Here is a 19,641-nt window from a genome sequence, read left to right as displayed (position 1 = left end):
CAGGGTGTAGGACAAGCCCAGGCGCCAGGCCAGCCGGGTTCTTCCCGCCGGTCGTCGGGGCCTGCGAGCGGAAGGCAGCGGTGTCATGAACGTGGGAGATCTGGCGATCGGCCCGAACGGCGGATGGATCACCGTCGACGAGTACCTCAAGCTGGTGGCGCACGCCCTCGCGGAGCGCGGGTACTGCGCTGTGCCGGAACCGCCTGATCACCTCCCCGTACCCACGTCGCCGCACGAAGTGCACGCGCCTCAAGAGGAGCCGCAGACCCGACTCCGCTGAGTCCCGCTTTCCGCCGGGCTCCTCCGCTGCGGCCAGAGGCGTCGGTGCGGGGCGTCGGCCTACCGCGGCGCGCAGGGGACGACTCCGCGATGCGAGTCCACTGATGTGCCCGTGCCCCCACGGCGCCGTCGTCGGCGTGTGCCGCGGCCGTGGGCGGGCTGGCCAACGCGGGATCGTCTGTGCGACGCTCAAGGGAACCAGCCTGGTCTGGTGAGAGGCCCCGCGCCGCCCTCGGAGGTCATTTCCGGTGACCGGGACGCGGTACGGGTTGTCTTGCTCGGCTGTACGCGGCCCCATGCCGCGTGCTTGATGCCCTCCCCAGCCGGAGGGCGTGATGGGCTCGACCCCCGGAATGCGAGGGGCGAACCATGCGCGACTTCACCGTCCTGACACGTCAGCACCCCGACCGCACCGTGATCGCCGTGTCCGGCGAGCTGGACCTCCAGACCTGTTCCGACCTGGCACGGGCCGCGTCCGCCGCCCCGGTGGGCGGCAAGCCGCTCCACCTCGACCTGTCGGAAGTGTCCTTCATGGACTCCAGCGGGCTGAACCTCCTCATACAGCTGCGCCTGCAACGGCAGGCCGAAGGCGGCCTCCTCGCCGTCACCGGGCTGCAGCCCCAGCCCGCACGTCTGCTGGAGATCACGCAGACCTCCGAACTGTTCCCGCCCCATGCCACCGAGGAGCCGGCCGGGATGAGGCCCTGAACGCCGGAGGAGAACGGCCGCCCTGGCGTCCGACGGGCCAGATCGACGATCTCGTAGCGGACATCGAACGCCTGTCCGCCGGCGATCCGGGCCGGGAGGAAAAGGTGCGGCGGGCCTTCGCGCTGACACGGCGGGACATCCGGGACGAGGAGGATCTCCTCCTTCCCGGTTGCAGGACGTGATGAACTCCACCCGGCTAGCACCCTCGGCACCACCTGGGCGGCGATACGGCAGACCGCCCCCACGCATCCGCATCCCGTCATCCCCCGGCGGCCTCCCGGGAACGCCCTGCTGGGTGTACCGCTGAGCGTCTACGACCGCGTGCGGGACGCCCTGGGCATCGGCGGCTCCGCCTCACGACGCGGAAGCTGATCCCGGCCGATCCGGGACGCTCGCCGCCGCCCTCGTGGCCGTCGCGTCACAGCGCCCCCCTTTCCGACGGGGGCAGACGGAGCCGACGTGATGGGCTCACGGGCGGGGGCGGACGCGGTGCCAGCGCGGGCGGGCGTCGCTGCCGCGGCGTCCGGCCACGGAGGCGCAGCGTGGGCAGACCCGCTGTACACGGTCGGCCGCGCCGCCTGACTCGGGGAAGGTGTCGGGCCAGCTGACGTGCGGGAAGCGCACGAGTTGCGAGCGGCTGAGCGACAGCCCGCACACCGTCTCGTTCCGGCCCGGCTCCCAGGCGTGCACCTCGCCCGCGGGCAACCTGCGCCGGCCGTCCTCCTCGTCGGACCACTGCCCGGAAGCCGCGACGACGTACTGTTTGCCGCGTTTCACACGCCGCCCCAGGTGGCAAGAGCACTGTCCTCGGTCATCCCCACACCGTCCTCCGCTCAGGCACACCCCGGACTGGACGGGCCGCACGGTCGGGGCGGGCCGCCCGCATCCGACGGGTGCCACGGAAGTCGCCGTGTCACACGCACGCGCGTGCGTCGGCTTGCCGTGGAAGGCGGCGGGCCCGTGTGAACTGCCGGCGCCCGGCGATGCGCATGAGCCGCGTGTTCCTCCTCCGGGATGTTCCCCGCTCCCGTGCGTGCGCCGGAGACGGGCCACGACGCCTGCCGGCGTGGCCCGGGGTCTCCCCGCCCGGCCGGGTACCCGGAGGCAGCCCGGCACAACGCCGGACGACGTTTCCGGGAAGCCACCGCGGTACCCGTGACGTCGGAAGACCGGACCGAGGAGGGAAACGGTGCCCCCGCAGACCGACGACGAACTGCTCGCCTTCGGTACCAGCGACCTGGAGGACTGGGACGAGCGGCGTGCGCGAGCCGCTCTCGGCGGAAGGTACGGCGCCTTGTACCGCAACCACCTGCACATCGCCCAGCACCTCGACTCCTGGGCACAGGCCGAGGGCCGCCGGACCGATGTCGACGCCCACTACAGAGCCGGATACACGCAGGCCCTGCGGGACATGGCCGCGTTCCTCAGACAGACCTACTACCTGCCCGGCGGTCCGGACTGAAGCCCGCTCACGTCCGGCTCCGCGCCGTCCGTCGCGCGCACGCGGCGAATCCCCCTGGCGAACGAAGGAGACCACAGATGAACGCCCTTCCGTCTTCCGGCGCGACCCGACGCCGCTCCACCGGACGGAGTCCCGGCACCAAGCTGCTCGGCATCTATCTCAACGACCACCTCGCGGGCGCCACCGCGGGCACCGAACGCGCCACCCGCCTGGCGCGCACCACCCGTGGTTCCGCGCTCGGCCGTGCGATCGAGCCCGTGGCGGCCGAGATCGCCCAGGACCGGACGGCGCTGCTGGACATCATGCGGGAGCTCGGCGTCCCCGTCCGCCGTTACAAGGTGTGCGCGGGCTGGGCGGGGGAGAGGCTGGGACGGCTGAAGCCCAACGGCCACCTCGTACGGCCCTCCCCGCTCGGCGCCCTACTGGATCTCGAAGCCCTGCGGCTGGGCGTCGAGGGAAAGGCGGCCGGCTGGCAGACCCTGCGCCGGCTCGGCGCCACCGACGAGCGCCTGGACCCCGCCCGGCTCGACACCCTGCTCGAACGAGCCCGGCAGCAGCAGGCGACGATCGAGGAGTGGCGCGTCCGCCAGGCCGAGGAAGCACTGGCCGGCACGGCCGGCTGAGCCCGCGCCCGCGGACGTCACCGGCACGACCGGCATCAGCCCGCGCCACCAGGGACAACCGGAATCTGATCCGCTCGTCCTGGGCGCAAGACCGACGGGCACATCGGAGGACGTCGACGGCCTCACCCGGCAGCGTCCTCCGACGGTCACTTCGGGGGACGTCGACGGCGTCACCCGGCAGTGTCCTCCTCTGACTCCGCTCGTCCCTTCAGGGCCTCGTCGGTGGCCTCCCCGGACGTGTCGGGCTCGGTACGCCCTTCCTCCTCCGGGTGGACGTCCTGCTCGCCCGTCTCCCGTTCCAGCGGCGACGCGGGCTCCGGCCGTGCTTCTCCGGGACTGCTCATGGCTGCCTCCCTCAGGTTCCGCCGGGACGTACCGGGTTCCCCGGCCCAGCGCGGAAAACGAGGCTCGGCCGGAGCCGCGGCTCCGGCCGAGCCGGCCCACCGCCGTACGGCAGGGCCGTCCACGCCTGCCGCACGGGCGGACGGCACGGTCTTCGTCCTCGGTGTGTTCGCCGACGCGGTCCACCGGAACACCCCCCCGGCCTCCTGTTTGCCGCCGGAGCGGGCGGGGACCCGGCCGACCATGAGCACTACGCCACGCCGCCGCAGCCAGATGCGGCAGAGCCGGGCCCTGCGGCTGCTGGACCGCCTGGAGCGGGAGCCAAGGGCCGACGCGGTGATCGACCGGGTCCGCAAGGCGGTGCGCGCCCTGCCGCTCGGCGACGGGCGGGACCTCCTGCACGGCAGGTGGCTGGGGCACCCGGTGCATCCGCTGATGGTGCAGGTGCCGATCGGCAGCTGGCTGTCGGCGGCGGTACTGGACCTGTACCCCGGCCGCTCCCGCGAGGCGGGCCTCCTCGTCGGGGTCGGCCTCACCTCCGCCGCGCCCGCGGCCCTGGCCGGCTGGGTCGACTGGGCGGAACTCCACCGCCAGCAACAGCGCGTCGGGCTCGCGCACGCCCTCGCGAACTCGACGGCCGTCGGTCTGTACGCCACCTCGCTCACCCACCGCGTCCGGGGACGGCACGCGGCAGGCCGGGCCTACGGTTTCCTGGGGCTGACGGCCGTCGCCCTCGGCGGCATGCTGGGCGGCCACCTGGCCTACCGCCAGGCATCCGGCGCGAACCACGCCGAAGAGGTCCCGCACGTCGTCACCCAGGGCTGGCACCGGATCGGAGCCGTGGCGGACTTCCCGGTGGACCAGCCGGTGCGGCGCAGCGTAGACGACGTCCCGGTCCTGGTCGTCCGGGAATCCGGAGGGGCGGTCCACGCCCTGGCCGAGCGGTGCAGCCACCTCGCCGGGCCGCTCTCCGAGGGCACGATCAGCGATGGGTGCGTCCGGTGCCCGTGGCACGGCAGCGTCTTCCGCCTCTCGGACGGCTGGAACGTCCGCGGTCCGGCCACCGCACCCCAGCCGTCCTTCGAGACCCGGATCACCGACGGCCATGTCGAGATCCGCCTGCGCCGGCAGGACGGGGACGGTCAGGTGCCGGACGACGTCCGGACGGGACAGCGGCACAAGGAAACGGAAGCGCATGGACACGGCAGCTGACGGCAGCCTCGCACGACCTCTGCACGGGCTGCGCGGGCTCATGCGGCGGACCGGAAGGCAGTACGCCGCCGGGCACGACCGGCCGCTGGGCGGCTACCTCGCGGCCATGGCGGGCTTCACCGCCTACACCACGGCCTGGGCCACCGCCGTACGGCTTCGCGGCCGGCCCCTGCCCGACCGGCCCGAGCCGTGGGACGTGGTCCTGACCTCGGTCGCCACCTTCCGGCTCAGCCGGCTGCTGACCAAGGCATCGGTGACCAGTCCGCTGCGCGCTCCCTTCACCCGGTACGTCGCACCTCAGGGCCCCGCCGAACTGCACGAGGAGGCACAGTCCGAGAATGCCAAGCACACCGTCGGCGAACTGGCCACCTGCCCCTTCTGCATGAGCGTCTGGGTGGCGTCCACCCTGACCGCCGGCCAACTGCTGTGGCCGCGCGCGACACGCACCGCCATGGGCGCGCTGGCCGCTCTCGCCGGCGCGGACACCTTGCAACTCGCCTACAGCGCCCTCGTCGAGAAGACAGCCGGCAAGTGACCCGCCGGCGGGACGAGTGCGACCCCGGGCCGCCGTCGAGTCATTCCACCCGGAATCCTGCACATCCGCTCAACGCACTGCGACGCAGGGCGTCGTGAGTCCGAACCGCACCCGCCGGACGCCTTCCGAGAAGTGCACCACCGGTGCGTCGAGCGGCGCCTCTCCGAGGCCCGCCGCGGTGGTCAGCGTCTCCTCCAGCACGTCGACGGTGGCGTGGGCCAGCGGCCATGGCTCGTGCTCCACGGGCGTCTCCCAGAGCATGCCGAACCGCCGGGTGTACGCCCGCCAGCGCGAGGTCAGCCACACGTCGCGCTCCGCCGGCTCCATCGGGTCGCCGCGGCGGACGCTCAGGCGGTAGGAGACGTCACTGTTCCGCCTCGCACCGGAGTAGGAGACGGTGTCCCCGTCCGCGGAGACGCTCAGGGTGCCGGGGTGGTACGGCGCACCGATGGCGCGGGCCGCCAGCATCGGGGTGAAGGCGACCTCGAGGGACAGGAACCAGAGCCCGTCGCGCCCGTCGGGGCGCCGGACGTAGGTCCGCAGGTTCGTCTCCGGGAAGGTCGGGAGGCCGGGCAGTGAGGCGGGCATGCCGGGCAGGCGTACGTCCGCCATGACGAAGGGCGTCAGGCTCACCCATGCGGCACCGTCGTACTCGTCCACGGTCAGTTCCCGGGGCAGCAGTGCCTGCACCGCCTCCGGCCGGAAGGGCCAGTGGACGAAGGTCTGCGTGAGCCAGCCGGCCCGCAACGCGGGCAGAGCCACCCGCTGCTCCGCTTCGTACGCCACCACACGCGGTGGGTCCCCCCACACGATCGGGGGAAACGCACGGGCACGCCCCTGAAGGGCGGTGGCAGGTCAGGGCGTGGTGCTCCTGCCGGTGACCAGGTCGGTGACCGCGGGCAGGCCCCCTTCGGCCAGCGCGGCGCGTTGCCGGTCCGCGCCGGTGCCGCTCTGCAGGAGCCGGTGGACCAGGGACGTCACCTGCCGGCTGTCGCCGGAGGCGTCGAGGGCGGGAGCGACGTGGCGCAGCAGCTCGTACAGCATCTCGCCGGCCCGGCGCCGGCGGCCGCCGGGATCGACCAGGGTGCCGCTCAGTCCGTGGCGGGCCGCGTGCCACATGCTCGCCTGCAGCAGTTCCTGGTCGCAGTCGAGCGGGGGAGCGCCGGCGGCCGCCTGAGCCAGCGCGGTCTCCACCAGGGCACGGACCAGGCCCGTGAGCATCACCGCCTCGTCCGCGCGCAGCTGCACGTCCAGGCACCGCACCTCGATGGTGGGATACCGAGCCGAGAGCCGGGCCTGCCAGTACAGCTGACCGGTGTCCGAGATCAGACCGCTGTCCAGCAGCTGCTGGACGCGCCGGTCGTGGTCGGCGATGTCGGCGAAGTGCGGGGGCATGCCGCTGACCGGCCAGCGGCTGAAGATCACGGTGCGCCAGCTGGCGAAGCCGGTGTCGTGGCCGTCCCACAGCGGGGAGTTCGCGGACATGGCGGTGAGGGCCGGCAGCCACACCCGGATCCGGTTCAGGACCTGCACGCCGGTTTCCCGGCTGGGGACGCCTACGTGCACGTGCATGCCGTTGATCAGCTGCTCCGACACGAGCTGGGGCGCCTGGGCGAGCATGGCCCGGTACCGGGCCTGGTCGGTGACGGCCACGGGGTGGCCGTGGCGCAGTGGGGGTGTGGCGCAGGCCGCGATCCGGCAGCCGTGCGCCTCGGCGGCCGCCCCGAGGGCATGCCGCAGCCGCAGCAGGTGTCCTCCGACCTCCTCCAGCGTGCTGCACACCGGCGTGGCCACCTCGACCTGCGCCTGCAGCAGCTCGCACTGCACCTCCCGGTCGGCCACGAGACGCCCCAGGCCCGCGGCGGCCCGCACCTTGTCCGCCAGGGGCACCGGCAGACCCGTGACCGGGTCGAGCAGCAGGTACTCCTCTTCGACACCGATCGTCGTCATCGATCGCCCTCTGTTCCGCCCGGCCGTGCCGCCGGACCGGCTCCCGATGCGCCCGGCCGGAGCATCGCAGGAGTCACTCCCGGTGCCCGAGTGACCGCACCCGCTTCCCGGTAAACCGTCACTCGCCGCCAGGAGCCCGGCGAGGGCGGCGTGGGTCGCCACGTCGCCCGGAACCTTCCCTCATCGACCTCCGTGACCCGTCCCGTATCGATCAGCCGGGCCAGGTGCCGCACCGCGGTCCGTCGTTCGACCGGCTTCACGTGCGGGCCCTCGACGTGCGGGCGGCGGACCAGCCGGTGCCCGGCGATCTGCTCGACGGTGCGCGGCTCGTCGAGGAACGCCAAGAGGGTCGCGTCACGCTTCTCCACGGTGCGTCCGCCGAGGTCGAACACCGTGCCGTCCTCGAATGCCGTGGCGTCGGGACGGTCCCGCACGTGGAAGTGGTCGCGCAGCATCGCGTGGGTTCGCTCGGCGGCGTCCGGGGGCAGACCGTAGCCCTCGGCCATGACGTCGCGTGGTGCGCCCGTGGTGGAGCCGTACGGTCTCTGACCGGTCGCCTCCCACCAGAACACCGCCCCCGGACGGGAGGTGGCACGCGGCCGGATCACGAAAGGGGGATGCGGTCGGCCGGGCTCGGTGAGCAGCGTGCGCTGGAGGTTCATCGCCGTGTCGCGCACCTGCGCGTAGGCGCGGGCATGCCGGAGGTGGACGGCGGCCGACCACACCCCTGCCTGACCGTCCTGCGAGCCCGCGAGCCGGACACCGGGAAGGCAGAAACGGACCTTCCGGCTCGTCCACCTCAGCCTCGCCGAGACAGGACGGCTGATCACCCACCTCACCGACCGCCGGCCCACACCCGTCGAGCACTCCGGCACTGGTCGGCCTGGCGCCGACGACCACACCAGGCCCGCACCAGCCACTACAAACGGCGCCGACACAGCCCTGAACGGGCCATCGGTCACGGCAAGCAATGCCGCAGCACCAGGACGCCGTCGGCGGGCCGGGGCGGCTCGGCCTCGCCGGCTCCCCGTCCCCCCCGGCCCCGCCCGTTCCCGGGGACGTCCCCGGCGTCCCACGGGACGTGGGAACGGCATTCTGACGGCACGTCACGGAAACGCTGGCTGTCGTGATCACGGTGCGTGGTCACGAGAACGACAGCCCGGAGGTTTCCATGATCCGACGGACCCTGCAGAGCGGCCTGCTGGCCGCGGTCGCGGTGCTCGCCGTCCTGCCCACGGCGGCCGGTGCCGCCCCGGCGGGCGGCACCACCCCGTACCCCACGCCCGCTTCCGGCGTGCGGCACCCCCTTCCCTCGCTGCTGCCCGCTCCGACCCGGCACCAGTCGGCGAAGCACCGCACCGCCCGCCACCACCGCAGCGGCATCGCGCAGCCCGCGTCGCACCGGCGTGGCATCCCCGTCGTGGGCCGTGTGGTCACGCACCGCCTCACGCTGAACGTCCGCTCCGGCCCGGGCACCGGTTACCGGGTGGTCGGCCACCGGCACCACCACCGGCTCGTGGCCCTCACCTGCAAGCGCTACGGCACCGGGGTGTTCGGCAACCACACGTGGTACCGGCTGCCCCACCACAGGGGCTATGTCTCCGCCCGCTATGTCAGGCCCGACGCCACGCTCCCGTGGTGCTGACGGTCCCTCACCGCCGTACCCCCTGAACCACCGCCCACCCCAACCGTCGAGGCCTGTTCGAGGACCACGCGTCCCCGAACGGGCCTTCGACGCGCTCATGTGCCTCACCCTCCTCACACCTCACTGAGTGTTGCAACCGCCTTCCCCTCGGGAAGCCATTCCGGCATCAAGGGCGAAGCGCCCATAGTGGAAAAGGAGTCGAGGGACGCACCATGCCCCACCCCGAAAAACCGACCGCGCCCGACGAACCGTTGCTGGTCAGACTGCGGGAACTGAAGGACGGTACGGGGCTGAGCCTGGCGGCGCTGGCAGCGCGCACCCCGTACAGCAAGTCCGCCTGGCACCGCTACCTGACCGGCGCTCAGAGGCCGCCGAGGCCGGCCGTGGAGGCGCTCACCCGGCTGGCCCGCGTCGATCCCGACGCGGTGCTGGCCCTGTGGGAGGCCACCGAGCACACCGCCGACGGGCCGTCGCCCGCGAGCACCCCGGACGGGATCGGACCCCGGCGTTCGGGCGGGCGGCGGTGGCTGCCGCTGTGTGTGCTCGCGCTGGCGGGGGTGACGGCCGTGGTGGGCGCCGCCGTCGCCGCGCACGACCAGAGCGGTTCGACCGGTGCGCCGGTCGTGATGGCGGTCCCGCACTGCCACAGGCCGTCCTGCCGGGGCCAGTTGCCCGACGCGACGGCCTGCGCGCGCGACGCGCGGACCACCAGCACCGTCACCGACCCCGCGTACACCGTCCGGCTGCGCTACTCCCCGGCCTGCGGTACCGCCTGGTCGGAGGTGCGGGTGCGCTCCCCGCACGCCCGCGAGGTCTCGGTACGCGCGGGCCGGGACGTCCTCTCCACGACCTACCCGGCCGACGACACCACCGGCTACACGAGCCCGATGCTCTCTGTACGCTCCCCCCGGGGCGTCGAGGCCTGCGCGGAGGTGGCCGAACAACTGGCCTGCACCGGCATGGACGTACAGGATCCGGGCGAGGGCTGACCCCCCTTCGCCGTGTCCGCCTGCCTGCCGGTCGGCGTCACCCGCATCGTCCAGTTAGCCTGAGCTGACTGCATGTAACGCCTGCTGCATTTCCTGATGTGTCGAACATGGAACCGGGGAGCCGTTGGCTCGTGCTCGTGATCAAGCCGGCCGCCGAGCCGTCGCGGCACCGGGTGGCGGTCTGGCGGGAGCCGCGCCGGATCGGCGCGCTCTCGCCCGGCCAGGGCGTGCGGGCCGTTCCGGAGGTGCCGGTCTTCGCCGGCGGCATTGCCCGGGCGATCGCGCTCACGGAGCATCGCGCTGTTCGCCGTCGCGGCCGTCGCCGTCGGTGTGGTGCGACCGCAGCTGGTCTCGGCCGCCACCGGCGGTTCCGCGAAGAAGAAGCCCGGCGCGACGGCACTGATCAAGCAGAACCCGCCGCCCACGCTCTTCACCGCCGCCGAGATCGCCACGATCGGCAAGCAGGCGGCGGCCCAGCGCAAGAAGGCGGACGCCCTCTTCGCCCAGTGGAAGAAGGCACACGGCACCACCCGCGACGACAAGGCGTTCGCCGCCTGGGCCGCCCGGCAGGCCCCGGCACCGCCGTCGGCCGCGCAGCGCACCGCCGAACTCCGTCAGGACCAGCAGCTCGCGAAGACCCGCACGGCGGCGGGGAGGAAGGCCGCGGCCTGGCTTGAGCTCTACGGAAAGAAGGACATCTGGAAGCTCCACCTGCACGACCGGCGCGAGCTGATTCCCGCCGCGCAGGGCACGGCCGAGAAGGCCGAGCTGAAGATGGCCAAGATGATCAGCGACCAGCCGGCGGCCCGGACACCGCATGGTGTCCGGGCCGCTCTGTCTGTCGCGCGGGGCGACGTCGTCGTGTCAGGCGGAGGGTGTCGGGGAAGCGGTGGGGGCGGGGCCGCCGCCGGGTGCGCCCTCGCCGTCGTTCGTAGCGCTGGGGTCGACCGCCATCGTGATGTGGCCGATGACGCCGCGCTCGATGTGCTTCTTGTCGTAGACGAGTTCGAGCAGACCGCCCTGTGCGCCGGTTTTCGGGTAGATGGAGTCCTCGTCGAGGGTCGTCCGTGTGATGGTGTTCGCCGAGTAGGGAGCGATGCCGGCGGTGGCCTTGACCGCGTCCTCGGAGAAGTAGAACTGCCCGGTGTGACAGGTGCGTCCGCCGGTGTAGCCGTCGGAAGTGCGGGAGCCGCCGGTGTGCACCTTGGTGTGGACGTGGACGGCACGGCCGGCGTACCAGCCGGGGAAGACGGAGCGGAAGGTGACGAAGCCCTGGTGGTCGGTCATCTGGATGCCGCGCAGCCAGGTGAGGTCGTCGGTCGGGGTCGCGTGACCGCCCCCGCCGCCCTGACCACCCGGACCACCCGGACCGTCGGGAGGTGCCGTCGGCGTGCCGGAGGGCGGCGGACCGGGAGGCGTGCCGCCACCACCGCCGTTGCCGTTCTGCGTGTAGCCGGAGTAGACGCCGGACGCGTCACAGTGCCAGATCTCGATGGCCGAGTTGCGGATGGGCTTGCAGGTCGCGCTGTCCACGGCGCGCAGCACGAGGAGGAGTGGGATCCCGGTGCGGTCCTCGACCACGTTCTTCCGGAAGAGTTCGTAGTCGATGTAGTAGGGGCCCTCGATCTGCTCCGTGGTCAGCGACATGCAGGCGCTGGACGCGGAGGCGGCCGCCTTCACTGATGCGAGAGTGCCGGCGCCGGCGGCGTTGCGGTCGGCGGCGCTCGCCGCGGCACCCGCCCCGCTGAGGGCTACGGCCCCGGCCGCACCACCGAGAACCAGCATGCGGCGGCGGGACACGAGTCGGGAGACGAGGGCGTTGTCAGGCTCTTCGGGGGAGAGTCTCGGCATGTGCAGGACAGTAGGAGCGCTGCCTGTGGATCTCATGTGAACCAGTCTGTGAATCTCATATGGGACGCCTCCCCGCTGACGCGTCGACCACTGCGCCGAAACGCTCGGATGACGGAACATCTCAGCCGGGGACGGAAGCTCCTGGAGCCGTCCTGCACCGCGAAGGACGCATCCCCGCCGCGGTCCGCGAATGCGCTCAGTCGAGGACCGGGTGCAGTTCGGGGCGGGCTTCCCACCATGTGCGGTAGAAGGTGTTGTCGGGGATGCTGGCGAGGTACGCGCGTGCCGCCGCCCGGTACAGCAGCCCGGCACGCTGCTCGGTGACTGCGGCTCGGTTCCAGGCGATCCGGATGCGTTCGGTCAGCGGGTCGCCGGCCAGCGGGCGCAGGACCGTCCCCTCGACATGCGGAGAGGTGGGCTGGCACAGGGAGATGGCCCGTCCGGCGGCGATCAGTTCCCAGCGCATCTTGCGGTCGGCGATCCGGTAGCGCAGTTTCGGCGTGAAGCCGGCCCGGAGGCAGACCTCGGTCATGGCCTCCGGGCCGCCGTCGTCGTCGTCGGTCAGCGCCGTCCAGGTTTCGCCCGCCAGGTCGGCGAGTTCGATCTCCTCCTGCCCGGCCAGGGGGTGGGTGGCCGACAGGCGCACGCAGGCGGGTTCCTTCGGGACGAGGGTGCGGGCAGCCACACCGTCGGGGAGCGGTACTTCGTGGTCGCCGACCTCTCCGTACAGGATCGCGTCGTACTTCCCGGCGCTGAGCATGCGGGTGAGCGTGGTCGCCGAGTGCTCGGTGGTGATGTCGACCTCGTGGCCGGGCAGTTCCGGCGAGCCGCAGTGTCGGACGGAGTCAGTCTCCGGAGAGCACGTCCTCGGCCGTCTCGTGCAGCGGCAGCACGGACGCGAGACGGGTGAGCTCGAGGATGCGTCTGACCTCGGGTTGTACGCCGATCAACGCGAACCGGTGCCCCGCGGCCACACGGCGGCGGTGGATGTCGACGAAGGCTCCCAGAGCGCTGGAGTCGCAGAAGTCCACGCGGGTCAGGTCGAGTATCAGCAGGGGTACATTCTGGATCTCCGTCGTGGTGAGGTGTCCCAGCAGCTGGGGCGCGGTGTGGTAGTCGATGGGGCCGTCGACGGCGACGACCGTGTGTCGTGGGCCGCGGTGCGAAGCGAGGCTCAGCGTCGGGCCGGGCGGGACCAGACTCCGGGAGTCGACCGGTGGCGAGCTGTCGGAGGGCTTGCGAGCCCCGGGACCGTGGGCAGAGGTCATCGAGGGCGTCTCTTCCGTGTCCGGGGTGAACGGGTCGGCTGGTTGTTCCTGTGCCGGCCGAGGAAACGGCCGGGGTGGGTCGTCACGAGGTCTTGATCTCCGCCCACACCACTTTCCCTCCGTCGATCCAGCGGGTGCCCCATCGTGTCGCGATGGCGTCGATCAGGAATATGCCCCGGTGTCCGAACTCGCCGGGTTGGGACACGATGAGACGCGGCTCCTCAGTGCTGCTGTCAGTGACCTCCAGGACGACACGTTCACCGGCTCGCCGCAGCTCGACGCGCAGCGGTGTCCTGGCGTGGCGGACGGCGTTGGCGACCATTTCATCCGCGATGAGCATCATGTCGTTCGCCAGATGCCGCAGACCCCACTGGCGCATGACGTCGGCCACCAGGTCGCGGGCGTCGGGGACGGCGCTGGAGACCGGGGCGTAGTCCCGAACGACCGTCACCACCTGGTGCGACGCGTCCTCCGGCCGGTGCAGGTACAGCAGGGCGATGTCGTCGTCGTGCTGCCCGCCGGCCAGGGCGTCCAGCCACGAGTCGCAGTCCGCCTCGATCTCGCCCACAGGGCCGGCCAGCAGCTCCCGCAGCTGCCGCAGGCCGTCGTCGATGGGGCGCCCGCGGCGTTCGACCAGGCCGTCCGTGTACAGCAGCAACCGTGCTCCGGGTGGCAGCGGGACCTCCTGCTCCGTGTAGCGGTGCCTGCCCACGCCCAGTGGCGGTCCGACCTGCTCGTCCATGAACGTGACGGTGCCTTCCTGGTCGCGCCGGGCCGGTGGCAGGTGCCCGGCGACGGCCGCGCGCAGCCGGTCCCGGCGTGTGTCGAGCACCGCGTAGACGCAGGTGGCGATGGAGCCGGGGGCGATGTCGTCCACCAGGACGCTCAGCTGCTCCAGCACATCGGAGGGAGCGAGACCAAGCTGCGCGTAGGCCCGGCAGGCGGTGCGGATCTGACCCATGACCGCCGCCGCCCTGACGCCCTTGCCCATCACGTCACCGACGACCAGCGCCACTTCGCCGTCCGGGAGCGGTATGAGGTCCACCCAGTCACCGCCGGTACCGCGATCCCGCGCGGCAGGGAGGTATCGCCACGTACTGGCCACTCCGTCGACGCGTGGCAGCGCCGGCAGCAAATGGCGTTGCAGTTCCGTGGCCGCCTCCCGTTCCTGGCGGTACGTCTGCGCGTTCTGCAGCGCCACGGCGGTCTGCGCGGCGACACCGGTGACCAGGCGCTCGTGTCGCTCCTTGAAGATCCCCCGCTCGGGATGGCCGAAGAAGAACCCGCCGAGCACGGTCCCACGGGACATCACCGGAACGGCCAGGTAGCTCCGCACCGGCAGGTGCCCTTCCGGCATTCCGTGGTGCGGTGCGTTGTGCCCGTACCGCGGGTCCTGCGTGATGTCGTCGGACCGCACCACGCTGAGGCCTCGGAAGGTCTGCTCGAACACCCGGGTGTTGCGCGGCATGGGGAACTTGTCGAAGGCCGACCGGTCGACACCGGAGATCTCATAGAGCAGGTACGACTCTCCGGTCTCGCCCAGGACGTTGTAGAAGAAGGCGCCGAACGCCGCCCCGGCCAGGCGGGTGGCGGCGTCGACCGCGTGCTGGACCAGCGCGTCGAGGTCGAGTTCCGCCGCCAGGAGGCTGCCGACCTCCTGCAGCAGCTCGACGATCGCCGCCTCCTCGCGGAGTTCGTGTTCCCGCCGCTCCAGCTCCTTCTGAGATCGTCGCAGCTCCGTCGTGGCCGAGCGCAGCTGCGCCACCACCGTCTGCAGGTGCCCGGCTCGCTGTTCGACCAGATGCTCCATGCTCTCCAGGACGGAACGGGCCGCGTCCGCCTCCACGGTGGGCGACGGCTGCCCGGCGGACAGCAGTGCCAGGCGCGTGCTGCCGGTGACAGCGCGGAACAGCGTGGCGACCTCGGCGGACAGCGGAACCCGGGAGAACAGCACCACTGCGAACCGCTCGCCCGGCGCCAGGGTTCCCCCGAAGACGAGTGTGGAACGGACATCCTGCCCCGGGAGGAGTTCCTCCAGGCCGTCCACCTGGCCGGCGGGCAGGTGCACGACGTCGGCGTCCCTCACGGGAGGGACTGCGCCGTTCGCGTCCTCGGCCGTGACTCTCAGGCGCTCGAGCAGCCGGTACACCGACGGCGCCTTCTCGAAGGCGCCGGGCGACAGCGTGGGCACGTCCGCCGGGCCGGCACCCTCCGCGCCGGGCGAGCGGACGCACGGTCCGCGGAATCCAGCCAGAGACATACGCCGTCGTGGACGCCCAGCCGCGGTGACGGCCTCCCGGGGGCCGGCAAGAAAGACGCCTACCGCAGCACAGGCGCGTCCGGCCCGCCCGTCGACCAGACTGTTGTGGAAGAAGTCGGCGATCGCTTGTGCCGCCGTGTCCTGGGAGGGCACACGCGCGACGGACGTCCGCAAATGGGCAGTACACCGGGCTGCTTCACTGAGACCGAAGGCCGACAGGTCGATCCGGACGTCCTGCACGCTGAGCACACCTCGATACCTCAAGTGGGAGGGCCAGGGACGAGTACCGGGACCACGGGCATCAAGGGTAGCCCCTGGCCGATTCCCGATCGTCCCGATCCGGCTGCCGTCCCTGTACCCGGTCGTCTCGTGCGGATGTGGTGCCCGGCGCAGGGCCTGGGCGATCGGCTGGGCCACAGCCGTCACGTGCTCGGAGCGTAGAGCGGTGTGCGCAAGACGGTCGTCCTCCGGCTGCAGGGGCGGCCCCAGTCATGCCGAGTGCAGGTAGTTCCGTCCGCGGCCGGCGCGGCCTCGCTGACGACGCGGGAGACCTGGGCGAGGGTGATTGCTCCAGCCAGGGCGTCGGTCAGGTCGTACAGGTGTTGCAACTGGGCGCGGACGGCCTGCCAAGGCCGCATGCGGCGCTTCCGCTGCAACGGGGCGCGGACCACGTGGTGGGACGGCCCGCAGCCGACCGTACTGCTGCATCTCGTCGAGGCCCGGACGGCCGACCAGTTCGTCGCGCTCTGCCAGCAGGTGGTGGCGCTGAACCGGGAGGTAGCGTTCCGCCAGGCCACCGAAGTGGACCGAGCACGGCTACCGGCGGCCGACGGGGCTGCCGCTGCGCAGCCATACAGCCGGCTGCCGGCGCAGCCACGGTGCGTCGTCGGGCCGTAGATCGAACACGTAGACGATCCCGCGCAGAGCCGCACGGTCATCCGCCGGCAGCTGGCCCGGATACCGCCGACGCCGCGACGGGCGAGGCGGGAGCAGCGGAGCGACATCCCACAGCAGCGCGGGTGTACTGCGGTAAGAGCGCCGGGCTCGATCTCCGGTACAGACGCCCCATCGGGACGCGTCGGCGCGATCAGCTCAGGTTCGCGGAGGGGTTATGAGCGCTGTCACAGGCCGTGTGGTCCCCTTCGGTCGGCTCACCAGCCCCGCCGAAGGGGACCACACGGTCGACGGAGCCCTGCGGCCCTGCGCTGGTGGGCTCGTCGGCGGTCATGGCGGTGACTGCTTCGCTGGTGGTGGCATAGACCGGCAGGATTGTGTCGACACCGGTGAGGACGAGCATCCGCATCAGGCGGTCGGGGACGTGGGCGAGTCTGAGTGCACCGCCCGCCGCCTGGGCGGCGTGCCAGAGGCCGATGAGCGCGCTCAGGCCGGCGGAGTCGCAAAAGCCGACCTGTGACAGGTCCAGAACGAGGTGCGGAGACCTCCGCTGGATGATTCCCGAGGCATCGTGGCGCAGGGTGTCCGCGGTGCGCGTGTCCACGTCCCCGGCGACCGTGGCGATCGCGAGGCCGGGACGGGGGTGCTCGACGGTCAACTGCGGCGTGTCGGTCACGTCGGTCATCACTCCTGGCCGAAGTGGTCGGGCGCGGCGGCGGTATGGGCGGTGGCAGCGACACTGCCGTCGGGCATGGTGTGAGGGTAGGGGACGGACAGGGCCAGCAGAGCCACGTCGTCGCCGGCTCCGTCGGGCAGCGAGGCCAGCAAGGTGATGCTGTCCTCGACCAGGGAGGCCGCGGTGACGGGCGCGGTGCGCTGGTGGAGAAAACCGGTCAGGCCGTCCTCACCGAGCATGGCGCCCTCGGTGGTGCGGGCTTCGATCAGCCCATCCGTGTAAAGGAACAGGCTTTCCCCGGCCGTCAGGGAGAACGTCGTCTGGGCGAAGGGTGCCTGGGGAAAGGCGCCGACGAGCATGCCGCCCTTGGGGCGTACGGCCCGCACCCAGACGGCGCCGCTGTCGTCGGGCCGCACGTGGTAGGCCGGCGGGTGGCCGCCGGCGGCGACGGTGACGGTGAAACCGCCGTCCTCCCGGGGCTCGAGGAGGCCGAAGAGGATGGTGCAGAAGCGGCGGCCGGCGGTGACGTCGGTGAGCAGCATGGTGTTGAGCGCGCTCAGCACGGTGACGGGGTCGGCGTTGATCTGGGCCGTGGCGCGCAGGGTGTGGCGGGCCAGGGCGGTGACGGTCGCCGCCTCGGGGCCTTTGCCGCACACGTCACCGAGGACGAACGCCCACCGGCCGCCGTCGACGGGGAAGACGTCGTAGAAGTCGCCGCCTACGTCGTGGGCGGAGGCGGTGCGGTAGTGGCAGGCCAGTTCCAGGCCCGGCACCACGGGCAGGGCTGGGGGCAGCAGGGTGCGCTGGAGGGTGGAGGCGAACGCGGCGATGGCGGCCTTGTCCTGCTCCGCTTTCTCCCGCGCCGCCCGTTCCGCCTCGGCCCGCGCCCTTTCCGCTTCGGCGTGCCGCCTTTCCGCTTCCCGGCGGGCCTGCTCGTCGCGCAGGGCGCGCAGCGCCGACAGCCGCAGCTCCATCTCGTCCAGCACGATCGCGGCGAGATCGGCCAGGGTGGCGGTGTCCTCCTCGGTGATCGAGCGCGGCCGGGTGTCGAGGACGTTGACCGTGCCCAGCTTGTGCCCGTCGGGGGTGATGATCGGTGCGGCGGCGTAGAAACGCACCCCCATCTCTCCCGCGACCAGCGGATTGTCCGCCGCGACGGGGTCCTTGAGGGTGTCGGGGATGACCATCGTGTCATCGCGCAGGATCGCCGAGCCGCACAGGCCCGGATCACGGCCGATCTCCGCGACACCCTCCAGGCCGTGGGCGGCCTTGAACCAGATGCGGTCGGTGTCCACGATCGTGACCGTCGCCACCGGCACGTCGAAGAGCCGGGCGGCCATCGCCGCCACCCGGTCGAACGCCCCGTCGGGCGGAGTGTCAAGGATGTCGTAGCGGCGCACCGCCGCGATCCGGGCCGCCTCCGCGTCCGGGTCGGGGACCAGCTCGGGGCGGCGCCCGGGAGCCGGGTCGGTGGCCGATGCCTGCTGCATGGTCGGCTTTCCTCTCCGTCGATGGGCTGCCGCCGTGAACGGCACGAACCGACGCAGCCTAAGTCGACCACACACCCGAACGCCAATGCCGCCGCCAGCCGGGCGTCTCGGCCGTGGCCTTTCGTGCGACGTGCCGGTTGGTATCGGCAGGCGGGTCCTCACAGCGCCCGAGGGATGTGGCGCATTGTGTTCGAACGAATACTTAGCGTGCTTGTCCTGGCGGGTCTGAGGGCAGACGTCGAAGCGTTCCGCAGTCGCGTGGAAGGACGCTTTGTTCCATGGCTCACCGCAAGGTGTATCTCGCCGTCGGCAGGACCAGCACCCGGATCCACCGCTTCGACCCCATCGACGGCGACACCCGCGTCGTCGGCAACGTGGCGCCCTACGAGAGCGGTTACACCGCCATGGGGGCCCAGTACCGCGGAGACGACAAGGAGCCGTTGTTGCTGGCCGTGAGCCGCAACAAGCTCATCACTGTCGACGTGGTGGCCGGCACCCTGAAGGAGCAGGTCATCGACGGGCTGCCACACGGGCCCTGGTTCGACGGCGACATGGACCCCGACGGCAAGGCCCTCTTCGTCGTCGGCAACCCCGACGCCCCCAGCTACGCCATCGACGTGGCAGCCGGCACGGCCACACCCCGCAACGCACCGGGAGGCGGCCGGTGGGACGACTTCGCCTACCACCCCAGGGACGGGCGGCTGTACTCGGTGGAGGGCGACAACGGCGACCTGCTGCTCGTCGACCCGGGCCGGCAGCCCATGAAGACCGTCCTCAAGCGGGGTGTCTTCCCGCCCGCTCAGGCCAGCACGGCGGCAGGCTCACGCAAGGCGTACGCGGCCACCTTCTTCGACCAGGACGGCAACTTCTACGCCGTCGACTCGGCGGGCAACGTCCACCACCTGGATCTGACCACGGCGGAGATCCCCGACCACGCGCAGCGCATCGGACGGGGCAGGGTGCCCGTCGGTGACCTCGAGATCGTGAACGGGGCCGGGCGCATCACCCCGCTGCCCGTCCCGCCCAGTTACGACGAGATCGTCGTGACGAAGAAGTTCAAGGGGACCTGGGAGAACGGCGAACCCCGGGGCCGGGTCTACAGCTTCGACCTCACCCTCACCGCCGTCAGCAAGGACAGCGGCGCGGCGGAGGACGTCAGGAGGTTCCGCGTCTCCTTCGACCTGCCCACGGTCAAGGGCGCGAAAGCCGAAGCCTCCGGCGTCGACGTCATCGCCCAGGACGGCAAGGCATACCTGAGCTCGGTGGGCGACCAGTTCCTCGCCGCGGGTACCTCCCGGCCGATCACCGTGCTGATCACCGTGCCGGGCGACCCTGTCCACCTGCCCCAGGAGTACCCCCTCGACGGCCTCAGGGCGACACGCCTGCCCAGCCACTGATCACACCGCACGGTACCCGCCTCGAGCCGTGGTCCCGAACACGCGTGGCGTCATCGGGAG

21 protein-coding genes and 1 pseudogene are annotated in these 19,641 nt (G+C 72.0%); 10 read left to right on the top strand and 12 right to left on the bottom strand.

Annotated features, from left to right (window positions below):
* Nucleotides 1-85 precede the first annotated feature (85 nt).
* Both ACZ4VF_RS04555 and ACZ4VF_RS04550 read left to right on the top strand, forming a co-directional pair.
* A complete protein-coding gene (locus ACZ4VF_RS04555) occupies nt 86-280 on the top strand; it encodes a hypothetical protein (RefSeq protein WP_467923138.1) in 195 nt (64 codons plus the stop codon).
* 368 nt (nt 281-648) lie between these two features.
* Nucleotides 649-987 (top strand): STAS domain-containing protein, encoded by a 339-nt coding sequence (locus tag ACZ4VF_RS04550; protein WP_467923137.1) that lies wholly within the window; start codon nt 649-651, stop codon nt 985-987.
* A 468-nt stretch (nt 988-1,455) separates the two neighbouring features.
* Here the strand turns inward: ACZ4VF_RS04550 and ACZ4VF_RS04545 are convergent, their stop codons facing one another.
* On the bottom strand, nt 1,456-1,764 hold the full coding sequence (locus ACZ4VF_RS04545) for a hypothetical protein (protein ID WP_467923136.1): 309 nt from the start codon (nt 1,762-1,764) through the stop codon (nt 1,456-1,458).
* Between the two features lie 412 nt (nt 1,765-2,176).
* Here ACZ4VF_RS04545 and ACZ4VF_RS04540 point away from each other — a divergent pair, with 412 nt between their 5' ends.
* Both ACZ4VF_RS04540 and ACZ4VF_RS04535 read left to right on the top strand, forming a co-directional pair.
* On the top strand, nt 2,177-2,449 hold the full coding sequence (locus ACZ4VF_RS04540) for a hypothetical protein (protein WP_467923135.1): 273 nt from the start codon (nt 2,177-2,179) through the stop codon (nt 2,447-2,449).
* Nucleotides 2,450-2,526: 77 nt separating this feature from the next.
* Nucleotides 2,527-3,072: a hypothetical protein gene (locus ACZ4VF_RS04535; RefSeq protein WP_467923134.1), complete on the top strand. Its 546-nt coding sequence runs from the start codon at nt 2,527-2,529 to the stop codon at nt 3,070-3,072.
* 170 nt (nt 3,073-3,242) lie between these two features.
* On the opposite strand, the gene ACZ4VF_RS04530 is transcribed toward ACZ4VF_RS04535, so the two are convergent.
* Nucleotides 3,243-3,416: a hypothetical protein gene (locus ACZ4VF_RS04530; protein WP_467923133.1), complete on the bottom strand. Its 174-nt coding sequence runs from the start codon at nt 3,414-3,416 to the stop codon at nt 3,243-3,245.
* Nucleotides 3,417-3,687: 271 nt separating this feature from the next.
* Between ACZ4VF_RS04530 and ACZ4VF_RS04525 the strand changes: the two genes are divergently transcribed.
* Nucleotides 3,688-4,626 carry a Rieske (2Fe-2S) protein gene (locus tag ACZ4VF_RS04525; RefSeq protein WP_467923773.1) on the top strand — a complete coding sequence of 313 codons (939 nt, stop codon included), beginning with the start codon at nt 3,688-3,690 and terminating at the stop codon, nt 4,624-4,626.
* Nucleotides 4,610-5,161, top strand: coding sequence for a DUF1360 domain-containing protein (locus ACZ4VF_RS04520; RefSeq protein WP_467923132.1), 552 nt, complete (start codon nt 4,610-4,612; stop codon nt 5,159-5,161). The genes ACZ4VF_RS04525 and ACZ4VF_RS04520 overlap by 17 nt, the downstream gene beginning before the upstream one ends.
* A gap of 69 nt (nt 5,162-5,230) precedes the next feature.
* Here the strand turns inward: ACZ4VF_RS04520 and ACZ4VF_RS04515 are convergent, their stop codons facing one another.
* From ACZ4VF_RS04515 to ACZ4VF_RS04505, 3 genes are all read right to left on the bottom strand, one after another.
* Entirely contained in the window at nt 5,231-5,950 is a 720-nt protein-coding gene (locus tag ACZ4VF_RS04515; protein WP_467923131.1) for a YqjF family protein, read from the bottom strand.
* Between the two features lie 66 nt (nt 5,951-6,016).
* Nucleotides 6,017-7,111 carry a carboxylate-amine ligase gene (locus tag ACZ4VF_RS04510; protein ID WP_467923130.1) on the bottom strand — a complete coding sequence of 365 codons (1,095 nt, stop codon included), beginning with the start codon at nt 7,109-7,111 and terminating at the stop codon, nt 6,017-6,019.
* Nucleotides 7,108-7,941 (bottom strand): hypothetical protein, encoded by an 834-nt coding sequence (locus ACZ4VF_RS04505; protein WP_467923129.1) that lies wholly within the window; start codon nt 7,939-7,941, stop codon nt 7,108-7,110. Before ACZ4VF_RS04505 ends, ACZ4VF_RS04510 begins: the two co-directional genes overlap by 4 nt.
* Before the next feature lie 341 nt (nt 7,942-8,282).
* Between ACZ4VF_RS04505 and ACZ4VF_RS04500 the strand changes: the two genes are divergently transcribed.
* From ACZ4VF_RS04500 to ACZ4VF_RS04490, 3 genes and pseudogenes are all read left to right on the top strand, one after another.
* The gene (locus tag ACZ4VF_RS04500; RefSeq protein ID WP_467923128.1) at nt 8,283-8,756 is read left to right on the top strand and encodes an SH3 domain-containing protein; all 474 of its coding nucleotides are present in this window, start codon (nt 8,283-8,285) and stop codon (nt 8,754-8,756) included.
* Between the two features lie 212 nt (nt 8,757-8,968).
* A complete protein-coding gene (locus tag ACZ4VF_RS04495) occupies nt 8,969-9,745 on the top strand; it encodes an XRE family transcriptional regulator (protein WP_467923127.1) in 777 nt (258 codons plus the stop codon).
* Between the two features lie 107 nt (nt 9,746-9,852).
* Nucleotides 9,853-9,981 (top strand): annotated as a pseudogene (locus ACZ4VF_RS04490) (Chromate resistance protein ChrB); the annotation flags it as partial.
* A 49-nt stretch (nt 9,982-10,030) separates the two neighbouring features.
* Here the strand turns inward: ACZ4VF_RS04490 and ACZ4VF_RS04485 are convergent.
* The 7 genes from ACZ4VF_RS04485 to ACZ4VF_RS04455 all read right to left on the bottom strand — a co-directional run bounded on the left by ACZ4VF_RS04485 (nt 10,031) and on the right by ACZ4VF_RS04455 (nt 18,184).
* Nucleotides 10,031-10,564, bottom strand: coding sequence for a hypothetical protein (locus ACZ4VF_RS04485; protein ID WP_467923794.1), 534 nt, complete (start codon nt 10,562-10,564; stop codon nt 10,031-10,033).
* Nucleotides 10,565-10,609: 45 nt separating this feature from the next.
* The gene (locus ACZ4VF_RS04480; protein WP_467923126.1) at nt 10,610-11,596 is read right to left on the bottom strand and encodes an intradiol ring-cleavage dioxygenase; all 987 of its coding nucleotides are present in this window, start codon (nt 11,594-11,596) and stop codon (nt 10,610-10,612) included.
* Between the two features lie 196 nt (nt 11,597-11,792).
* Nucleotides 11,793-12,413 (bottom strand): LysR substrate-binding domain-containing protein, encoded by a 621-nt coding sequence (locus ACZ4VF_RS04475; RefSeq protein ID WP_467923772.1) that lies wholly within the window; start codon nt 12,411-12,413, stop codon nt 11,793-11,795.
* Between the two features lie 28 nt (nt 12,414-12,441).
* Complete coding sequence (locus tag ACZ4VF_RS04470; RefSeq protein WP_467923125.1) at nt 12,442-12,864, bottom strand: STAS domain-containing protein; 423 nt, start codon at nt 12,862-12,864, stop codon at nt 12,442-12,444.
* An 82-nt stretch (nt 12,865-12,946) separates the two neighbouring features.
* The gene (locus ACZ4VF_RS04465; protein ID WP_467923124.1) at nt 12,947-15,055 is read right to left on the bottom strand and encodes an ATP-binding SpoIIE family protein phosphatase; all 2,109 of its coding nucleotides are present in this window, start codon (nt 15,053-15,055) and stop codon (nt 12,947-12,949) included.
* Nucleotides 15,056-16,211: 1,156 nt separating this feature from the next.
* Complete coding sequence (locus tag ACZ4VF_RS04460) at nt 16,212-16,703, bottom strand: STAS domain-containing protein (RefSeq protein WP_467923123.1); 492 nt, start codon at nt 16,701-16,703, stop codon at nt 16,212-16,214.
* On the bottom strand, nt 16,703-18,184 hold the full coding sequence (locus ACZ4VF_RS04455; protein ID WP_467923122.1) for a PP2C family protein-serine/threonine phosphatase: 1,482 nt from the start codon (nt 18,182-18,184) through the stop codon (nt 16,703-16,705). The genes ACZ4VF_RS04460 and ACZ4VF_RS04455 overlap by 1 nt, the downstream gene beginning before the upstream one ends.
* 278 nt (nt 18,185-18,462) lie before the next feature.
* On the opposite strand from ACZ4VF_RS04455, the gene ACZ4VF_RS04450 reads away from it, so the two are divergent.
* Nucleotides 18,463-19,581, top strand: a complete 1,119-nt coding sequence (locus ACZ4VF_RS04450) for a YncE family protein (protein WP_467923121.1) — start codon at nt 18,463-18,465, stop codon at nt 19,579-19,581.
* Nucleotides 19,582-19,641: the final 60 nt, after the last annotated feature.

The organism is Streptomyces sp. NPDC029151 (assembly GCF_055564315.1).
The sequence above is the reverse complement of the archived record's forward strand: the minus strand, read 5'-3'. Positions and strand labels throughout refer to the sequence as shown.